This window comes from Glutamicibacter nicotianae (assembly GCF_016907615.1).
Classification (GTDB): Bacteria; Actinomycetota; Actinomycetes; order Actinomycetales; family Micrococcaceae; genus Glutamicibacter; species Glutamicibacter nicotianae.
Genome location: NZ_JAFBCH010000001.1, coordinates 1,416,895 through 1,431,726, shown reverse-complemented (window position 1 = coordinate 1,431,726; position 14,832 = coordinate 1,416,895). Strand labels below are relative to the sequence as shown.

Sequence of the window (14,832 nt, the reverse complement as noted above, 5' to 3'; positions counted from 1 at the left end):
TGCTTAGATCTCCATCCCGAAGTGCTGGCTGAAACGGATGTCGCCCTCGATCATGTCGTGCATGTCGGGGACATCGTTGCGGAACATGAGCGTGCGCTCGATGCCCATGCCGAAGGCGAAGCCGGAATACTCTTCCGGATCAATGCCTGCGGCGCGCAGCACGTTCGGGTTGATCATGCCGCAGCCGCCCCACTCGATCCAGCGCGGACCGCCCTTGGCACCCGGGTGCCAGATGTCCAGCTCGGCCGATGGCTCGGTGAACGGGAAGTAGGCAGGGCGCAGGCGGATCTGCGCTTCGGCGCCGAACATCTGCCGGGCGAAGTGCTCCAGGGTGCCGCGCAGGTCGGCCATGGTCAGGCCCTTGTCCACGGCAAGGCCCTCGAATTGGTGGAAGACCGGGGTGTGGGTGGCGTCCAGCTCATCGGTGCGGAAGGTGCGTCCAGGGCATAGCACGTAGACCGGCACATCACGCTCGAGCATTGAGCGGACCTGCACCGGGGAGGTATGGGTACGCAGCACCAGGTGCGCGTCGGCAGGCTCCACGAAGAAGGTGTCCTGCATTTCGCGGGCCGGGTGATCCGGCTTGAAGTTCAGCGCATCGAAGTTGAACCATTCGGATTCGACTTCCGGGCCCTCGGCGATTTCCCAGCCCATGCCGACGAAGATGTCAGCGACACGGTCCTGCAGCACCGAGAGCGGGTGGCGGGCGCCGACGCGGCGGCGGCGGGCTGCCGCGGTGACGTCGACGGTTTCCTCGATGAGGATGCGGGCGGCTTCGGCTTCCTCCAGCACCACGGTGCGGGCGGCCAGCGCCTTGTTGACGCGTCCGCGGGCACCGCCCACGAGCTTGCCGGCCACGGCCTTTTCGGACTTGTCCAGCTTGCCGATCTGCCGGTTGGCCAGCGACAGCGCCGACTTTTCGCCGGTATGGGCCAAGCGGGCTTCCTTCAGCTCGTTCAGGTCGCCGGATGCCTCGATGGCTGCCAGGGCGGCGTCGACAGCATGCTGGATGCCTGCTTCATCGGTTGGGTGCGGAACATTTGACTCCCCGACAGGAGCTTGTTCAGTTGTCTGATCAGACATGGGATCGATCGATCCTTACTCTTATCTTGTACTTACGCGTAGAATTCTCTGCTTCCATTCTATGGCTAAGGGCCCGTGATCGTTTCACCGATGACGGGCCCTTGGCGTGAAGCTTCTTACCTTGAAGCGGGGTTCCCGCTTTCTAGTGCGCTTCCTTCGCGGCCTTGGGTGCGAATGCAGCCACGAAGACCAGGCTCAAGACCAGCAGCGCCCCGCCGAACACTGCGGAGTAGAACATGGCGTGGTTGACCTTGCCGGTGGCCTCGTAGGCGGTGGCTCCCTGGATCATGTCAAAGGTGACGGTATGGTGCTCAACGGTACCCGGGGTGTGCGAGGTGACAGCCCCCGGGAAGGTGACGTGCAGGTTAGCTTCGGTGAAGGAGGAATCCACGGCTGCCTTGTCGCCCGGCATCGAGAAGGTGTATTCCTGCCCGTCGTCGCTCAGGTTGATCTCGAAGCCGAAGAGGCTGAATGCGTCGGCCAGCTGGACGTAGGTCATCGGGCTGGTGGTCTCGAAGCGCAGGCCCACGTTCTCGCCATCATCAACGTTGCTGTAGCTCCACTGGTCCCCCAGCTGCTGTTCCATCGCTTCGATGTCGATCTGGCTGTTGAGCACTTCCTCGAAGCTGACGCCGTTGAGCGTCGACTTGTGCAGGGTCAGCTGCATGGCCCCGGCGACCTTGTCCTTGCCCAAGATGTCGACTTCTGCGTTCATGTTGACGCAGCCGGAAAGTGCTAGGACGGCGGCGAAGGCCAGAGCGATAACGCTCATAATTCGCTTCACGAAGTGTGCTCCTCAAAAAATATCGGCGATAGGCAATATGCCAGATGTTGGCGTGGTATCAAGCTTACGGGTGTTTAACCCTGCGCCCCTGCACGTGCCAGGGCCAGGCATGCCGCAACGATCGGCGCATCGGCTGGAATCCATGGGACAATGCCACCCAGCGAGTCATCGAGCTGGAGCCAGGCCAGCTGGTCATGCCCGTCCAGCGGTGCTGGCTCCCCCTCGGCGATCTGGGCGAACCACATGCGCATGGCGGCCTTCTCGTTCAGTTGCCAGCCTTGCGGATGCGGGCCCGGGATCGGGGCGCCAAGACGCAGTTGCACCCCGAGTTCTTCGCGCAGCTCGCGGTGCACTGCCTGGATTTCGCTCTCCCCCGGTTCGACCTTGCCACCGGGAAATTCCCAGAGCCCTGCGAGGGCTGCTGGTCGGTTGCGGCGCGCGGCCAATAGCTTGGTGGGCCGGGCCAGGTCATCGACGATGGCCACGGCGACAATTTGCTTGAGTTCAGTGCTCATGGGTATTCAGGACGCTCTTCTGCGCTTAGCGCTGGGCCCGGGCGGAGGCGTACAGGCAGACGGTGGATGCGGTCCCCACGTTCAGGGATTCGGCGACACCGTAGAGCGGCACTGCCACGCGGTAGTCGGCGGCGTCCTTCTCGTGCTCGTCCAGGCCTTGGCCTTCGTTGCCGAACAGCCACAGGGTGGGCGCTTCGAGCACCGGCTGGCCTTCGGGTGTGGCGGTGCCTGGCTGGTGTGCGCGCAGCACAGCGGCATCCTGCAGGGTATCGAGGTTGTGGGCGGCATAGCCGTCGGCTGCCAGGACCTGGCTTCCGGTGCTCTTCGCGGCGGCGACCAGGTGGTCGAATTCGATGTTGCTCAGCACCGGCAGGTGGAACAGCGAGCCGGCGGTGGAGCGCACGGCTTTCGGGTTGTAGATGTCCACGCTGCCCTTGGTCAGGATCACCGCATCAGCTCCGGCGGCATCGGCGGCGCGCAGGATGGTGCCGGCGTTGCCCGGATCCTGCACGCGGCAGAGCACGGCGATCAGCTTCGGCTTGGTGTCCAGCACCTCGCTCAGCTGCGGCTGGGACATGGCGACGACCGCGAGAATGCCCTGCGGGGTCTGGGTGTCGGCCATGGCGTGCAGCACCTCGCCAGTGACGATGCGGGTTGGCACCTTCGCCTCGTCGAGCAGCTGCGCGAATTCCTCGTGGCTTTCCAGGAACCCGCCGACGGCGTAGACGCCTTGGACCAGGTTGTCGTCCTCCAGATGGGCCTTGAGCGCTTCGCGAACAGCCTGCGGGCCTTCGGCGAGGTATTCGCCTGTGGCTTCGCGGCCCTTGCTCTTGGCCAGCCGCGCGATGGCCTTGACCCGTTCAGCGCGTGGATTGGACATCACTTCTGGAGGAAAACTGCTCATGACTCGAGAATACCGGTAGATACACGCAAAGGACGGGTCCGCGCTATGCGCGGGACCCGCCCTTCGTTGTGATCTGTCCTACCTGAGCTTCAGCTCAAAGGGAGAAGAGAATTACTTCATCTGCTGACGGGATTCGCCGCCAGCTGGTTCGAAGCCTGCAGCCTTGGCAGCTTCGATGGAGTTGAACCAGTACTCTGCTTCAGTCTGCTCGTACCAGGTCGAACCCGGAACGTGGTACTTGTTCGAGCCGGCGTTGCCCTTGATGACGAAGCCCTCAGGAGCGTCTTCGCCTTCAACAGCCTTGATTACGCCTTCGCCCTCGACAGCCTTGGCAGCAGCCTTTGGAGCCTTCTCAGCCTTAGGGGCAGCAACCTCAGCAGCAGCCTTTGGTGCGTTGACGTCAGCTGGAAGAGCGTCCTTTGCAACCTTGACCAGGGTGGCGAAAGCGTTCGAGTCCGAAACAGCCAGCTCTGCGAGCATGCGGCGGTCAACCTCGATCTGAGCAGCCTTCAGGCCCTGGATCAGGCGGTTGTAGGTCATGCCGTTGGCGCGGGATGCAGCGTTGATGCGCTGGATCCACAGGCGGCGGAAGTCGCCCTTGCGCTTACGGCGGTCGTTGAAGCTGTAAACGAACGAGTGGAGCAGCTGCTCCTTGGCCTTACGGTACAGGCGCGAACGCTGACCGCGGTAACCCTTTGCGCGTTCCAGAACGACGCGACGCTTCTTGTGGGCGTTTACTGCCCGCTTCACACGTGCCACGTGTGTACTCCTTCAAGTCAGTTCCCCAGTGCCCGCAATGCCGCGGGATGGGTGAAATCTATGGGTGGTGGGGTATTGCTTCCCCGTAGTGCGAAAGGGAGAGCTTAGAGGCCCAGCATCCGCTTGATGGTCTTCACATCGGCCTTGGCGACGATCTGGTCAGAAGCCAGGCGACGGGTAACGCGCGAGGACTTGTGCTCCAGGTAGTGGCGGCGGTTGGCCTGCTGGCGAGCGAGCTTACCGCTGCCGGTGAGCTTGAAGCGCTTCTTGGCGCCACTGTGAGTCTTGAACTTCGGCATAGCTGCCGTTCTCCTTACGTGCTCCACCCGGTAAGGCACCGGGTGGGGATCATCCGAAGCGGGCCCCGATAAAGGTGACCGCTGTTGTTCTTTTGTAGTTGGATCTTCCCGGAGGAAAATCCTTCACCGTGAACGGTGACGGGCCCGAAAGCCCAACAGGCTTGGCTAGGCGTCGCCTTCAGCTGCCTGACGTGCCTGCTCCAGCTTGGCGCGGGCGTCATCATCCATGGAAGCTGCGACATTCTGGCCCTCGGTCTCGACCGGAGCGTCGGTGCGGATCTTGCGCTTGGCCGAATTGCGGCCACCCGACTTCTGCTGCTGCTCGCGGCGAGCCTCTGCCTTGTTCTTCAGCGGACCAACAACCATGACCATGTTTCGGCCATCGATGCGCGGGCTGGACTCAATGACTCCAACTTCGGCGACGTCTGCTGCAAACTTTTCAAGCAAGCGGATGCCCATCTCTGGACGTTGCTGCTCACGACCACGGAACTGGATCATGGCCTTGACCTTGTCGCCTGCGCCCAGGAAGCGCACTGCGTGGCCGACCTTGGTCTCGTAGTCGTGGGTGTCGATCTTCAGGCGGAAGCGGACTTCCTTCAAGACCGTGTTGGTCTGGTTCTTACGAGCTTCGCGAGCCTTGACGGCGGCTTCGTACTTGTACTTGCCGAAATCCATCAATTTGCACACTGGAGGCTTGGCGCTGGGTGCCACCTCGACCAAGTCCAGATCGGACTCGAGAGCAAGACGAAGCGCGTCCTCAATGCGGACGATGCCTACCTGCTCACCATTAGGGCCGACGAGACGTACCTCTGGCACGCGAATGCGCTCGTTAATGCGTGGATCGCTGATGTGTCACTCCTGAAATTCGTAATCCATGACCGCAAACAAAGAAGGCCTCCGTCTGCGATTGCAGGCGAAGGCCAGAAAGAACGACACAGCCGAACACGGGAAGTTCCCGCGTAAGCGCTTGGGGATCGCATTGCTGTGATCCTGCCGAATTACCCGGAAGCCTGAAACGGCGACAGCGGGTGGGAGTTGGCCTCCACTTGCATGGCTCAATACTAGTACGAATCCCTCGTCCAGGGCTAACTGGAGAACTGCGAGAAGTACCGGCATCGAGTCGGTCTGTGACAAGCTTAGCAGTATGACTAACGAAGACACCAACTCGCACCAGCACACTGTGGACCAGCAGGTGCGCGATATCGCTGAAGTTGCAGCAGTTGAAATCATCACCACCGCTGCTGTTCACCTGATGAGTGCAGCAGCAGTCAAGTGCGGCCTTGCAGAGGGCGAAGATGCCAATGAGCTGAAGGATCTCGACGAGGCCCGCAAGCTGATCACCGCACTGGCAGGCCTAGTCACCGCCGGTGCGCCGGAGATCGGCTCCCAACACGCGGCGCCTTTGCGCGACGGACTGCGCAGCCTCCAGCTGGCCTTCCGCGAAGCTTCGATCATCCCCGATGCACCAGGCAAGGGCCCGGGCGAGAAGTTCACCGGACCGGTCAACTAGGTAATATTGGCCGAATTTTAAGAGATTAACATCATGGACTCGTTTCCTTCGGGAAACGGGTCCATTGTTGTTCGGATCACGGGCTAGATTGGAAGCATGCAGATGCTCGAACAGCCAGTGCTGGACGCCGGGGCCTACCGCCTACGCCCCTTCCAGCCCAGCGACATCCCTGCCGTGCGGCAGGCGTCCGCTGACCCGTACATTCCTCGGATCACCACTGTCCCGGCGCAAGGGACCGAAGCGGACTACGCGGCATTCATCGAACGCCAGCACCGCCGGGTCGCCGAGGGCAGCGGGTACTCATTTGCCATCGCCGACTCGTCGACAAATGCCGCTGCCGGGCAGATCGGCCTCTGGCTGCGCGACGCCCACCAGGGCCGGGCCAGCATCGGATACTGGATCGCCCCTGGGTGGCGCAGGCGTGGCATTGCCAAGCAGTCATTGACCGCGCTGGCGGCCTGGGGCTTGGAGCATCCGGGCGTCGAACGGGTGGAGCTCTACGTGGAGCCCTGGAACGAGGGGTCGTGGCGGACCGCCGAAGCCTGCGGCTTCCAGCGCGAAGGGTTGCTGCGCAGCTGGGAACGGGTGGGCTCCGACCGCAAGGACATGTACATGTACTCGCGGCTCAGGCCAGCGCCTCGCGCCTAGGCGATCGTTTCCAGGCGACGGCGGCGGACACGGCGCACGCGACGGCGGATCTGCTGGGCGATCAGCGCGATCACTACAACCAGCGCGGCCATCGTGCTGATGCCGATAAAGGCAGGAGCCGGACCGAAGTTGTCGACGAAGATGCCGGTGATTGGAGAGCCCAGCGCGGTGCCAGCGGTCATCGCCGAACCGTACCAGCCCATGGCTTCGCCTCGGCGCTTTTCAGCCACCAGGTCGGTAAGCCATTCGGAGGCCGCCGACAGCGTTGGCGCGCAGAGGAAGCCGGGCAAGGCGGAGAACAGCGCCAACGACCAGGTATCCCACGCAAAATACATCGGTATGGTCAGCACTGCCATGGTCAGCAGCAGCACCAGCGGAGAGATGACCCGGGTCATCGACCCGTAGATCAGGCCGCCGATCAACGAGGCGCCGCACCAGAATAAGAACACCAGCCCAAGCTGGTGGCTTTGCGCCGACGCATCCAGTTCGGCCACGATGGCCACCTCGGTGCCGGTGAGCAGCATGCCCGCTCCGGCCGAGGCGATGAAGACCGCCAGGACCGAAGCGCTGACCCAGTTGAAACGGTTCTTGAAGTTGCGTCCGCGCTGCTTGATCCGGGCACGGGCGGATTTCATGCCGGCGGCAATCAGCTCGCCTTCGACTTCGGGCACGCCCATCGGTGCGGCGGCAATGAAGCTGGCTTCCGCGCCCAGGCGTTCTTCGTGCACGTTGGCCCGTGAAGCAATCGCCTTGGGGTCGTCGCTGCGTGTTGGCGGATTCAGGATCATCAGCGCCAAACCGGCCACCGTCGAGGTTACGCCAATTACGCTCAAGCCGATGACGCTGCTGACCTGGGTGGCGACAATGCCGGCACTGGCCGGGCCGACGATGAACACCAGTTCGGTGGCGGTTGCGTCCAGAGCGAAGGCGGTACGGCGCTGCTCACCGGTGGTCATGATGCCCAGTGCGGTACGCACCACGGAAAAGACCGGCAGTGCGAAGAGCCCGCCGATGAAGGCCAAGGGGTAGACCCAAACCAGCGGAACATGGGGCACCGTGCACCAGACGAGGGTTTCGACGATCACCGAGGGGATCATCGCGCGGCGAAGTCCCCAGACATCCACGCGGGCTCCGCGCCAGGGTGCGCCGATGGCGATGCCCAGGGTCATGACTGCCGTGACCAGGCCCGCTGAAACCCAGGATTGGTCGAGGTTGTTCACCAGATGCAGCAGCAGCAGCATGCTCAAGGCAGAGTGCGGCAGGCGGGCAATCATGCCAATCAGCAACAACAGTGAGATCTGCGGCTGGCGCAGGATCTGCCAATAGCTTTTCATGCCCGGAAAGTTCCTTATCTGGTCAAAAGGAGCCCGCCGGTCTAGCTCGGCGCGCTGTGCAAACTGAGTTCGAGGGAATCCACTGCTTCAGCGAATTCGGTGTTCTGGGACAAACGCCCGTGGATTGCGCGAGTTGCCTCGCGTGCATCGTTTTCGCTCGTTCCAGGAGCAAAAACGAACTGCAGGTTAAGTTCCGGTCCGGAACCTCCGCCAAGGACAACTTGCCCGTCCTTGCTGCGGGAGCCGACTCCCCTGCCCGGGGCAACCTTGACGGTCTGCAACTGGCTGAAGCCTTCGGTCGCATCCTGCACCAGGTTGGCGATCTGCTGATTCTGATAACTCGGAATCCACTCGATCTGCTTAGCCAGGTTCCAGACCCCCGGTCGTCGAAGCACGAAGGTGAAATCGCTTCCGGGATCGAGGACCAGCAGCTGGCATTCCTCGCTGACTGCCGAGAGGGCCGCCCGCGGGGCGTAGACCGCCACCGGCCGGGCTTCCTTGTGCCACGCCTGAAGCCGTTCAACTGTGGTGAAGATCGGCAGAGCCATGCGGCCGTCCGGGGCCTTGATTTTCACCAGGGCCATATCGGCTTCCTTATCGGAGGCGAAGCCGTGTTCGGTAATCGCTTCTTCACCGAGCTGGGCGACCACCGCAACGAAAACGCGCGCCTGTGACAAGGATTGATGCACTTCGCCCTCCCCCGCGGTGCCCGCGCGCATGGCTGCCAAAGCAGCAACGACATTGGCGTCGGCCTTGCCGTCGTCCTTGTCGAAGTTATGCAGGGGGTTGCCGTCGCCGCTCAGGTCGCGGCCTTCCCAATTCTGGCCGGCAGAGTCGGTTTCTGAGCCTGCCTGCGCCAGCGCAGCGACAATATGTCCCGGCAGATGGCGTTTGGGTGCGGATTCAGGTTGCTCGGTGCTCATAGCTCCATGCTATCGGTGGTTTCGAGGTTGATGGCAGGAAGTTCCAAAACTGCATTCATGAGCTTGGACACCCCGAACGGTGGCATTTCAGATTTCATTCCCTGCCGTCTGTGCGCAATCGCTGCCAGGAGGAGGTATTGCAGAAATCCGGCTTCACAAATGGAAAGGCGATCCAGAAGCAGGGGGCTTCTGAATCGCCTTTCACGGATGGTGCTTGGTGCCTAGCGGCGGCCTGCCACATCGAGGGCTTCTTGCAAGGTGAACTGGCCTGAGTACAGCGCCTTGCCCATGATGGCGCCTTCGATGCCTTCGGGAACCAGCTCACGCAAGACGCGGAGGTCTTCGAGCGAGGAGATGCCGCCCGAGGCGACAATCGGCTTGCTGGTCTTGGCAGCGATTTCGCGCAGCAGTTCAACGTTTGGACCGCGCAGCGTGCCGTCCTTGGTCACGTCAGTGACAACGTAGCGGGCACATCCGGCATCTTCCAAGCGAGCCAGCACATCCCACAGGTCGCCGCCGTCCTTGGTCCAGCCGTGGCCGGACAAGGTGGTTCCGCGCACGTCCATGCCCACGGCGATCTTGTCGCCGTGGCGGGCGATGGCCTGCTTCGTCCATTCCGGGTTTTCCAGTGCGGCGGTACCGAGATTGACGCGGGTAGCGCCGAATTCCAGTGCACGTTCCAGAGAGGCGTCGTCGCGGATTCCGCCGGAGAGCTCGACCTTGATGTTCAGTTCCCTGGCGATGCGCTGCACGATCTCGACATTGCTACCGCGGTCGAAGGCTGCGTCCAGGTCGACCAGGTGCAGCCATTCGGCGCCGGCGTTCTGCCAGGAAAGCGCTGCTTCCAGCGGGTCGCCGTATCCGGTCTCGGAACCGGCTTCGCCCTGGACCAGGCGCACCGCCTGGCCGCCGGCGATATCTACCGCAGGCAAGAGTTCGAGGATTGGTTGCTCGCTCATGATGTCCTTAGTGAAGAAGTAAAAAGTGGTTAGTAGGTCAAGGCCCAGGCTGCGATCAGGCTCATGCCTGCAAGCACCCAGAGCGCGATGATCCATGAAATATGGGCCTTCTGGTTCTTCAGCGAAATGGCCCCGCCGATCAGGAAGGCCCCGACAACACCCAAGATGAGGCTCCACATGCCTAGAGTGTCCCCAACCAGTTGCGCAGCAGCTGTGCGCCAGCGTCGCCGGACTTCTCCGGGTGGAACTGGACTGCCGAGAGCGGGCCGTTTTCGACGGCGGCCACGAATGGCGTCCCGTGCGTCGACCAGGTCACCTGCGGCGGGGTCATCGCCGGCTGGGTGACGTCGAATTCCCACTTCTGCACAGCGTAGGAGTGCACGAAGTAGAATCGCTCGTTCTCGATGCCGGCGAAAAGCTTGGATCCTTCCGGCGGGCGCACCGTGTTCCAGCCCATGTGCGGAATGACATCCGACTGGAGGCGTTCAACCTTGCCCGGCCATTCGCCGATGCCTTCGGTTTTCACTCCGTGCTCCACGCCTTCTTCAAAGAATACCTGGTGGCCCACGCAGATCCCCAAGACGGGCAGGCCACCTGCGATGCGGCGGCCGATCCAGCGCAGGGAACCGGTTGCGGTCAACTGCTCCATGACCGAGGCGTAGGCGCCGACTCCCGGGACTACCAGTCCGTCGGCAGCCACGATCTTCTTCGGGTCTGCGGTCAGTTCCACCTCGGCGCCGGCGGCTTCCAAGGCGCGCACGGCGGAACGCACGTTGCCTGAACCGTAGTCCAGGACAACTACTGTTTTCTTCTCCACTTACAGGGCACCCTTCGTGGATGGGATCTTGTCGCCCATGCGCTCATCGCGCTCTACGGCTTCGCGCAAGGCGCGGGCGAAGGACTTGAATTGCGCTTCGACAATGTGGTGCGGGTCGCGGCCCGAGAGCACCTCGATGTGAGCGCAGATCTGTGCGTGGAAGGTGATGGCTTCGAAGACGTGGCGGGTCATCGAGCCGGTAAAGTGTCCGCCGATCAAGTGGTATTCCTGGCCAGCAGGCTCGCCGGAGTGCACGAGGTATGGCCGGCCCGAGACATCGACGACTGAACGGGACAGCGCCTCGTCCAGCGGAGCGTAGGAGGTGCCGAAGCGGCGGATGCCTGCCTTGTTGCCCAGCGCCACGCGCAGCACTTCGCCGATGGTGATCGCGGTGTCCTCAACGGTGTGGTGGACATCGATGTGGGTATCGCCGGTAGCACGCACGGTGAGATCGATGAGCGAATGCTTGGAGAGCGCAGTCAGCATGTGGTCATAGAACGGCACCGAGGTGCTGATCTCCGAGACGCCGGTTCCATCGAGATCCAATTCAACGAATACGGACGATTCGCTGGTCACGCGTTCCATGCGGGCGCGACGTGCGCCAATCAATTCGGCAGACATGTCTTCCTTCGCTTGTCTTTGATTACTTCTGCGAGCCGAGCAGTTCGGCAAGTCGTTCCAAGAAGGCTGTGGTTTCTGATTCGGTTCCGGCCGTAACACGCAAGGTCCCCGGAATTCCATTGTCGCGGATGATGATGCCGGCTTCCAACAGGCCTTCCCAAATAGCGTGGGGGTCTTCGACGCCACCGAAGAAGACGAAGTTGGAGTCGGAGACCGATGGCTTCAGGCCCAGTTCCTTCAAGCGCGCGACGATGCGGTCACGCTGGGACTTGATGTCTTCGACCTGCGCCAGCAGCAACTCGATGTTCTTCAAGGCGGCGATCGCCGTTGCCTGGGTCACGGCCGACAGGTGGTACGGCAGCCGCACCAAGCGGATGGCATCGGTGACCTCTGGCGCGGCGGCCAGGTAGCCGACGCGTGCGCCGGCCAGGCCGAATGCCTTGGACATGGTGCGCGAGACGATCAATCGCTGGCGGCCTTCAAGCAGGCTCAGTGCGGACTTGGTGCTGGCCAAGGAGAATTCGGCGTACGCCTCGTCAACGATCACCATGCCGTTGTGCTCGCTCATGGCTTCGTACACGGCCGTGATGACATCAAGGCCAAGGGCGGTGCCGGTGGGGTTGTTCGGCGAGCACAGGAACACGATATTCGGCTTGTGCTCGCGGACCTGCGCGGCTGCAGATTCGGCGGACAAGGTGAAATCCTCGGCGCGTTCACCGGCGATATAGGTGGTATCAGTACCACTGGCCAACAGCGGGTACATGGAGTAGGTGGGGCCGAAGCTCATCACGGTACGGCCTGGTCCACCGAAGGCTTGCAGGATCTGCTGCAGGATTTCATTCGAACCGTTAGCGGCCCAGATGTTCTCCTTGGTGAGCGAGTGGCCGAGGTAATCGGCAAGAAGTTCACGAAGCTCGGTGAATTCGCGGTCAGGATAGCGATTCAGAGTTGTCGCTGCCTTGGCCACTTCCTGGGCAATGGCGTCTACGACTACCGGTGGCAACGGATGGGTGTTCTCGTTGACGTTCAACTGGATCGGCACGTCAATTTGCGGTGCGCCGTAAGGGGATAGCCCGCGGAGATTCTCACGCAAGGGCAGCTGACTCAAAAGTTCACTGCGGTCATTCACGCATCAAGTCTACGTGCGCAGCGAGCCCGCCAGTGAATCCGCTACGGCTGCAGGTAACAAACACTGGACAGCAGGGGAAACTAGCCGGCAATGACCGGAATCGACAAGGTATCTCCTACCTGGATTTCGCTGCCGTCCAAGGCGTTGAGCTCCGCGATGTGGCCAACTGCGGAAGTTACGTCGTAACCGGTGGCATAGTCGCGAGCCAAACTCCATAGCGTATCCCCGGGGATCACGGTGACATCAATGGTTCCAACCCCAGCAGGATCTTCTGCCGCGGCATGCGCGTCAGAGGCGAACATGGAGAAGAAGAAAGCAGCAGCGATCGTGAGTGCGAAAACGGGCATCCCCACCAGCACAGCCCAACCGCGGCGGTTGATGCGGATTTTCAGCGGCGCTTGGGTCTGATCTGAGTCAAGTGCGACGGTAGCCATGACGTTGTCTCCTCAAGAAATTCAAGTGATGCGAATTTTTATTCGAAAGAACGGATTCGAAAACTTGTTCGAACCTCGTATATCTGTTCTAACAGAGATTCGCGGAACTTGTCCAGAAGTTTTCGAACAAATCTTTGAAAGAAGCTCGCTTATCTACTAAGATTTCGAAGTAGACGAGCAATGAAAACATCTCACCATCTAGCTCCGACAGTTTGGACACGCAAACTTTCGAATGATTGCTAGGGAAGGCAAAATCTCATGTCAGCATCACAACGCACTCCCCGATCGAATGCACGTTCGCTGACGATTCGCCAAAAGAAGATCCTTGAGACGATTCAGCGGTCTATCGGCAAGAACGGTTATCCGCCATCGATGCGTGAGATTGGCGACGCTGTCGGACTCAAGAGCCTTTCGAGCGTGACCCACCAGTTGAGCCAGTTGGAAAAGCTCGGCTATATCCGTCGAGACCCACGCCGTCCGCGCGCGATGGAAATCCTGCTTCCGCTGCAATTGTCCGACGATGCCGAAAAGGCCGAGGTCTCGGAGCCGGTCGAGCCGGCTGCCAGCGAAGACGCCAAGATCATTGAGCTGAGCACTTCTGCTGACACCACCATGGTTCCGCTGGTTGGCCGTATTGCTGCTGGCGGTCCGATCCTGGCAGAACAGTCCGTCGAGGATGTTTTCTCGTTGCCTCGTCAGCTCGTGGGCCACGGCGAACTGTTCATGCTCAAGGTGTCCGGCGATTCAATGGTTGACGCCGCGATTTGCGACGGCGACTGGGTAGTTGTCCGCCGACAGCAGACGGCAGACAACGGCGACATCGTCGCAGCCCTGCTGGACGAGGAAGCGACTGTCAAGACCTTCCGGCAGCGTGATGGGCATACTTGGCTGCTTCCGCAGAACTCGCGCTACGAACCGATTTTGGGTGATGCAGCAAAGATCATGGGACGCGTCGTCTCGGTCATGCGCTCGCTCTAGATTTCGTGTGGATATTGCGCTGGTGCTTGGCACCAGCGCAATTTTCGTTTAATCAGCTACTCGCCGGCCTCGAGCTCGATCTGGGCGGCCGCGGCGAAGATCATCCAGCGCTGGACTGCCGCCGAGAGCCGGCGCGGTTCTTGGTCGATCAGATGGCCTGCAGTTGCCGTGACCAGTTTCCTGGCCTGCTCCCTGCTTGGTGCTTCCAAGCGGTGATCTTTCGCGGCGAGGGCCAGATACCGGCACAGGATTCCGGCAAAAAGGTTCCCGTCTCCCCCGCGGTTGAACGCGAGTACTCCGGCAGCGGAAGACAGCGAGTGCGTGGTCGCATCGATCAGCACTTGGGCGTGAGCCAGATCGGCCGGCTCGCCAAGCTCAAGCAACGCGCCTAGCACCGTGCCCTGGTTGTAGGTATAGATCGCTGGCTCCACCGTGTGCCCCTGGCTGGCCAACCGCAGCCCGTCCAAGTACAGCCCACGCTCGGTGCTGAACAGGTTCTTCTCCAGCCATTGGAGAACCTGCCGTGCGGTGTCCTTCTGTCCGGTTCGGCCGAAGAACAGTGCCGCCGGCGCATTGGCCGGCGTATTCTTGAAATCCCGTTTTTTCGACCAGTACAGGCCGCCGCCCAGCACCTCGTCCATGCCAGCATGAAGCTGTTTTCCCAGCACCCTGCCTGCCGTCTGGGCAGCGTGGTTTCCTTCTCCCGTCACTGCCAGAGCGAATTGCTCCAGTCGGCCGCTAGCCAAGGCAAGCCACGCCATATCGTCGAAGAAGTAGTTGGGCAGCATCCCGAAGTTGCGAATTCGAATGCCATGCAACAGATGATTGGCCCTGGCCAACTCGGCTCGCGCCGATTCCGCGTCGCCTGCCGCCAAGAAGGAGTGGCCGTCATCGATGATGGCATCCAGGTAATGCGCCTGCCACCAATAGTTCCACTCCGACAACGGGTGCGCGCAGCCATTGAGATCGCTGAGCATGCTTCCGTCGCGCAACCGGTGCGCCCTGCTGTAGCTTTGCCCAATCCAGGTTCCGGGCAGCCGCAAGAGGCGACGCCCGAAACGCTGATGGGTGTCGATGGCGGCTTGGTGTGCCAATTCTTGCATGGACTCCATGGTGCCTTTCGATTCACGCGGCA

19 protein-coding genes are annotated in these 14,832 nt (G+C 61.6%); 3 read left to right on the top strand and 16 right to left on the bottom strand.

Annotation, left to right across the window (positions count from 1 at the left end):
• Nucleotides 1-3 precede the first annotated feature (3 nt).
• The 7 genes from pheS to infC form a co-directional block, all read right to left on the bottom strand.
• Nucleotides 4-1,083, bottom strand: a complete 1,080-nt coding sequence (gene pheS / locus JOE62_RS06990) for a phenylalanine--tRNA ligase subunit alpha (RefSeq protein ID WP_204721416.1) — start codon at nucleotides 1,081-1,083, stop codon at nucleotides 4-6.
• 142 nt (nucleotides 1,084-1,225) lie between these two features.
• Nucleotides 1,226-1,855, bottom strand: a complete 630-nt coding sequence (locus JOE62_RS06985; RefSeq protein ID WP_204721414.1) for an LppM family (lipo)protein — start codon at nucleotides 1,853-1,855, stop codon at nucleotides 1,226-1,228.
• Nucleotides 1,856-1,941: 86 nt separating this feature from the next.
• On the bottom strand, nucleotides 1,942-2,382 hold the full coding sequence (locus JOE62_RS06980; RefSeq protein WP_204721412.1) for a (deoxy)nucleoside triphosphate pyrophosphohydrolase: 441 nt from the start codon (nucleotides 2,380-2,382) through the stop codon (nucleotides 1,942-1,944).
• A 25-nt stretch (nucleotides 2,383-2,407) separates the two neighbouring features.
• Nucleotides 2,408-3,286, bottom strand: coding sequence for a TrmH family RNA methyltransferase (locus JOE62_RS06975; protein WP_204721410.1), 879 nt, complete (start codon nucleotides 3,284-3,286; stop codon nucleotides 2,408-2,410).
• A gap of 111 nt (nucleotides 3,287-3,397) precedes the next feature.
• Nucleotides 3,398-4,045, bottom strand: a complete 648-nt coding sequence (gene rplT / locus JOE62_RS06970) for a 50S ribosomal protein L20, sunset domain variant (RefSeq protein WP_038993693.1) — start codon at nucleotides 4,043-4,045, stop codon at nucleotides 3,398-3,400.
• 104 nt (nucleotides 4,046-4,149) lie between these two features.
• Nucleotides 4,150-4,344: a 50S ribosomal protein L35 gene (rpmI, locus tag JOE62_RS06965; RefSeq protein WP_013348480.1), complete on the bottom strand. Its 195-nt coding sequence runs from the start codon at nucleotides 4,342-4,344 to the stop codon at nucleotides 4,150-4,152.
• Between the two features lie 165 nt (nucleotides 4,345-4,509).
• Nucleotides 4,510-5,160 carry a translation initiation factor IF-3 gene (gene infC, locus JOE62_RS06960; protein WP_413455903.1) on the bottom strand — a complete coding sequence of 217 codons (651 nt, stop codon included), beginning with the start codon at nucleotides 5,158-5,160 and terminating at the stop codon, nucleotides 4,510-4,512.
• A 328-nt stretch (nucleotides 5,161-5,488) separates the two neighbouring features.
• On the opposite strand from infC, the gene JOE62_RS06955 reads away from it, so the two are divergent.
• Both JOE62_RS06955 and JOE62_RS06950 read left to right on the top strand, forming a co-directional pair.
• The gene (locus JOE62_RS06955) at nucleotides 5,489-5,854 is read left to right on the top strand and encodes a DUF1844 domain-containing protein (RefSeq protein ID WP_204721408.1); all 366 of its coding nucleotides are present in this window, start codon (nucleotides 5,489-5,491) and stop codon (nucleotides 5,852-5,854) included.
• Between the two features lie 96 nt (nucleotides 5,855-5,950).
• Entirely contained in the window at nucleotides 5,951-6,502 is a 552-nt protein-coding gene (locus JOE62_RS06950) for a GNAT family N-acetyltransferase (protein WP_204721406.1), read from the top strand.
• Here JOE62_RS06950 and JOE62_RS06945 read toward each other — a convergent pair.
• From JOE62_RS06945 to JOE62_RS06910, 8 genes are all read right to left on the bottom strand, one after another.
• Nucleotides 6,499-7,836 carry an MFS transporter gene (locus tag JOE62_RS06945; protein ID WP_204721404.1) on the bottom strand — a complete coding sequence of 446 codons (1,338 nt, stop codon included), beginning with the start codon at nucleotides 7,834-7,836 and terminating at the stop codon, nucleotides 6,499-6,501. The two genes, JOE62_RS06950 and JOE62_RS06945, sit on opposite strands and share 4 nt — an antisense overlap.
• A gap of 41 nt (nucleotides 7,837-7,877) precedes the next feature.
• Nucleotides 7,878-8,759: an SseB family protein gene (locus tag JOE62_RS06940; RefSeq protein WP_204721402.1), complete on the bottom strand. Its 882-nt coding sequence runs from the start codon at nucleotides 8,757-8,759 to the stop codon at nucleotides 7,878-7,880.
• A gap of 221 nt (nucleotides 8,760-8,980) precedes the next feature.
• Nucleotides 8,981-9,718: a bifunctional 1-(5-phosphoribosyl)-5-((5-phosphoribosylamino)methylideneamino)imidazole-4-carboxamide isomerase/phosphoribosylanthranilate isomerase PriA gene (priA, locus tag JOE62_RS06935; RefSeq protein WP_204721400.1), complete on the bottom strand. Its 738-nt coding sequence runs from the start codon at nucleotides 9,716-9,718 to the stop codon at nucleotides 8,981-8,983.
• A 29-nt stretch (nucleotides 9,719-9,747) separates the two neighbouring features.
• Complete coding sequence (locus tag JOE62_RS06930) at nucleotides 9,748-9,897, bottom strand: CG2302 family histidine operon protein (RefSeq protein WP_204721398.1); 150 nt, start codon at nucleotides 9,895-9,897, stop codon at nucleotides 9,748-9,750.
• Nucleotides 9,898-9,899: 2 nt separating this feature from the next.
• Nucleotides 9,900-10,535, bottom strand: a complete 636-nt coding sequence (gene hisH, locus JOE62_RS06925) for an imidazole glycerol phosphate synthase subunit HisH (protein ID WP_204721396.1) — start codon at nucleotides 10,533-10,535, stop codon at nucleotides 9,900-9,902.
• Nucleotides 10,536-11,156, bottom strand: coding sequence for an imidazoleglycerol-phosphate dehydratase HisB (gene hisB, locus JOE62_RS06920; RefSeq protein ID WP_013348471.1), 621 nt, complete (start codon nucleotides 11,154-11,156; stop codon nucleotides 10,536-10,538). It lies immediately after the preceding gene.
• A 22-nt stretch (nucleotides 11,157-11,178) separates the two neighbouring features.
• Nucleotides 11,179-12,285, bottom strand: coding sequence for a histidinol-phosphate transaminase (locus tag JOE62_RS06915; protein ID WP_204721394.1), 1,107 nt, complete (start codon nucleotides 12,283-12,285; stop codon nucleotides 11,179-11,181).
• Between the two features lie 80 nt (nucleotides 12,286-12,365).
• Nucleotides 12,366-12,719 (bottom strand): LysM peptidoglycan-binding domain-containing protein, encoded by a 354-nt coding sequence (locus JOE62_RS06910; RefSeq protein WP_073706798.1) that lies wholly within the window; start codon nucleotides 12,717-12,719, stop codon nucleotides 12,366-12,368.
• Between the two features lie 258 nt (nucleotides 12,720-12,977).
• Between JOE62_RS06910 and lexA the strand changes: the two genes are divergently transcribed.
• Complete coding sequence (lexA, locus tag JOE62_RS06905) at nucleotides 12,978-13,697, top strand: transcriptional repressor LexA (protein ID WP_073706797.1); 720 nt, start codon at nucleotides 12,978-12,980, stop codon at nucleotides 13,695-13,697.
• Nucleotides 13,698-13,753: 56 nt separating this feature from the next.
• Here the strand turns inward: lexA and JOE62_RS06900 are convergent, their stop codons facing one another.
• On the bottom strand, nucleotides 13,754-14,800 hold the full coding sequence (locus JOE62_RS06900) for a glycoside hydrolase family 76 protein (protein WP_204721392.1): 1,047 nt from the start codon (nucleotides 14,798-14,800) through the stop codon (nucleotides 13,754-13,756).
• Nucleotides 14,801-14,832 lie beyond the last annotated feature (32 nt).

Excerpts from the sequence above, each read along its gene's own strand:
- pheS (WP_204721416.1), bottom strand. The coding sequence starts at position 1,083 with ATGTCTGATCAGACAACTGAACAAGCTCCTGTCGGGGAGTCAAATGTT.
- JOE62_RS06985 (WP_204721414.1), bottom strand. The coding sequence starts at position 1,855 with ATGAGCGTTATCGCTCTGGCCTTCGCCGCCGTCCTAGCACTTTCCGGC.
- JOE62_RS06980 (WP_204721412.1), bottom strand. The coding sequence starts at position 2,382 with ATGAGCACTGAACTCAAGCAAATTGTCGCCGTGGCCATCGTCGATGAC.
- JOE62_RS06975 (WP_204721410.1), bottom strand. The coding sequence starts at position 3,286 with ATGAGCAGTTTTCCTCCAGAAGTGATGTCCAATCCACGCGCTGAACGG.
- rpmI (WP_013348480.1), bottom strand. The coding sequence starts at position 4,344 with ATGCCGAAGTTCAAGACTCACAGTGGCGCCAAGAAGCGCTTCAAGCTC.
- JOE62_RS06955 (WP_204721408.1), top strand. The coding sequence starts at position 5,489 with ATGACTAACGAAGACACCAACTCGCACCAGCACACTGTGGACCAGCAG.
- JOE62_RS06950 (WP_204721406.1), top strand. The coding sequence starts at position 5,951 with ATGCAGATGCTCGAACAGCCAGTGCTGGACGCCGGGGCCTACCGCCTA.
- JOE62_RS06945 (WP_204721404.1), bottom strand. The coding sequence starts at position 7,836 with ATGAAAAGCTATTGGCAGATCCTGCGCCAGCCGCAGATCTCACTGTTG.
- JOE62_RS06940 (WP_204721402.1), bottom strand. The coding sequence starts at position 8,759 with ATGAGCACCGAGCAACCTGAATCCGCACCCAAACGCCATCTGCCGGGA.
- priA (WP_204721400.1), bottom strand. The coding sequence starts at position 9,718 with ATGAGCGAGCAACCAATCCTCGAACTCTTGCCTGCGGTAGATATCGCC.
- JOE62_RS06930 (WP_204721398.1), bottom strand. The coding sequence starts at position 9,897 with ATGTGGAGCCTCATCTTGGGTGTTGTCGGGGCCTTCCTGATCGGCGGG.
- hisB (WP_013348471.1), bottom strand. The coding sequence starts at position 11,156 with ATGTCTGCCGAATTGATTGGCGCACGTCGCGCCCGCATGGAACGCGTG.
- JOE62_RS06910 (WP_073706798.1), bottom strand. The coding sequence starts at position 12,719 with ATGGCTACCGTCGCACTTGACTCAGATCAGACCCAAGCGCCGCTGAAA.
- lexA (WP_073706797.1), top strand. The coding sequence starts at position 12,978 with ATGTCAGCATCACAACGCACTCCCCGATCGAATGCACGTTCGCTGACG.
- JOE62_RS06900 (WP_204721392.1), bottom strand. The coding sequence starts at position 14,800 with ATGCAAGAATTGGCACACCAAGCCGCCATCGACACCCATCAGCGTTTC.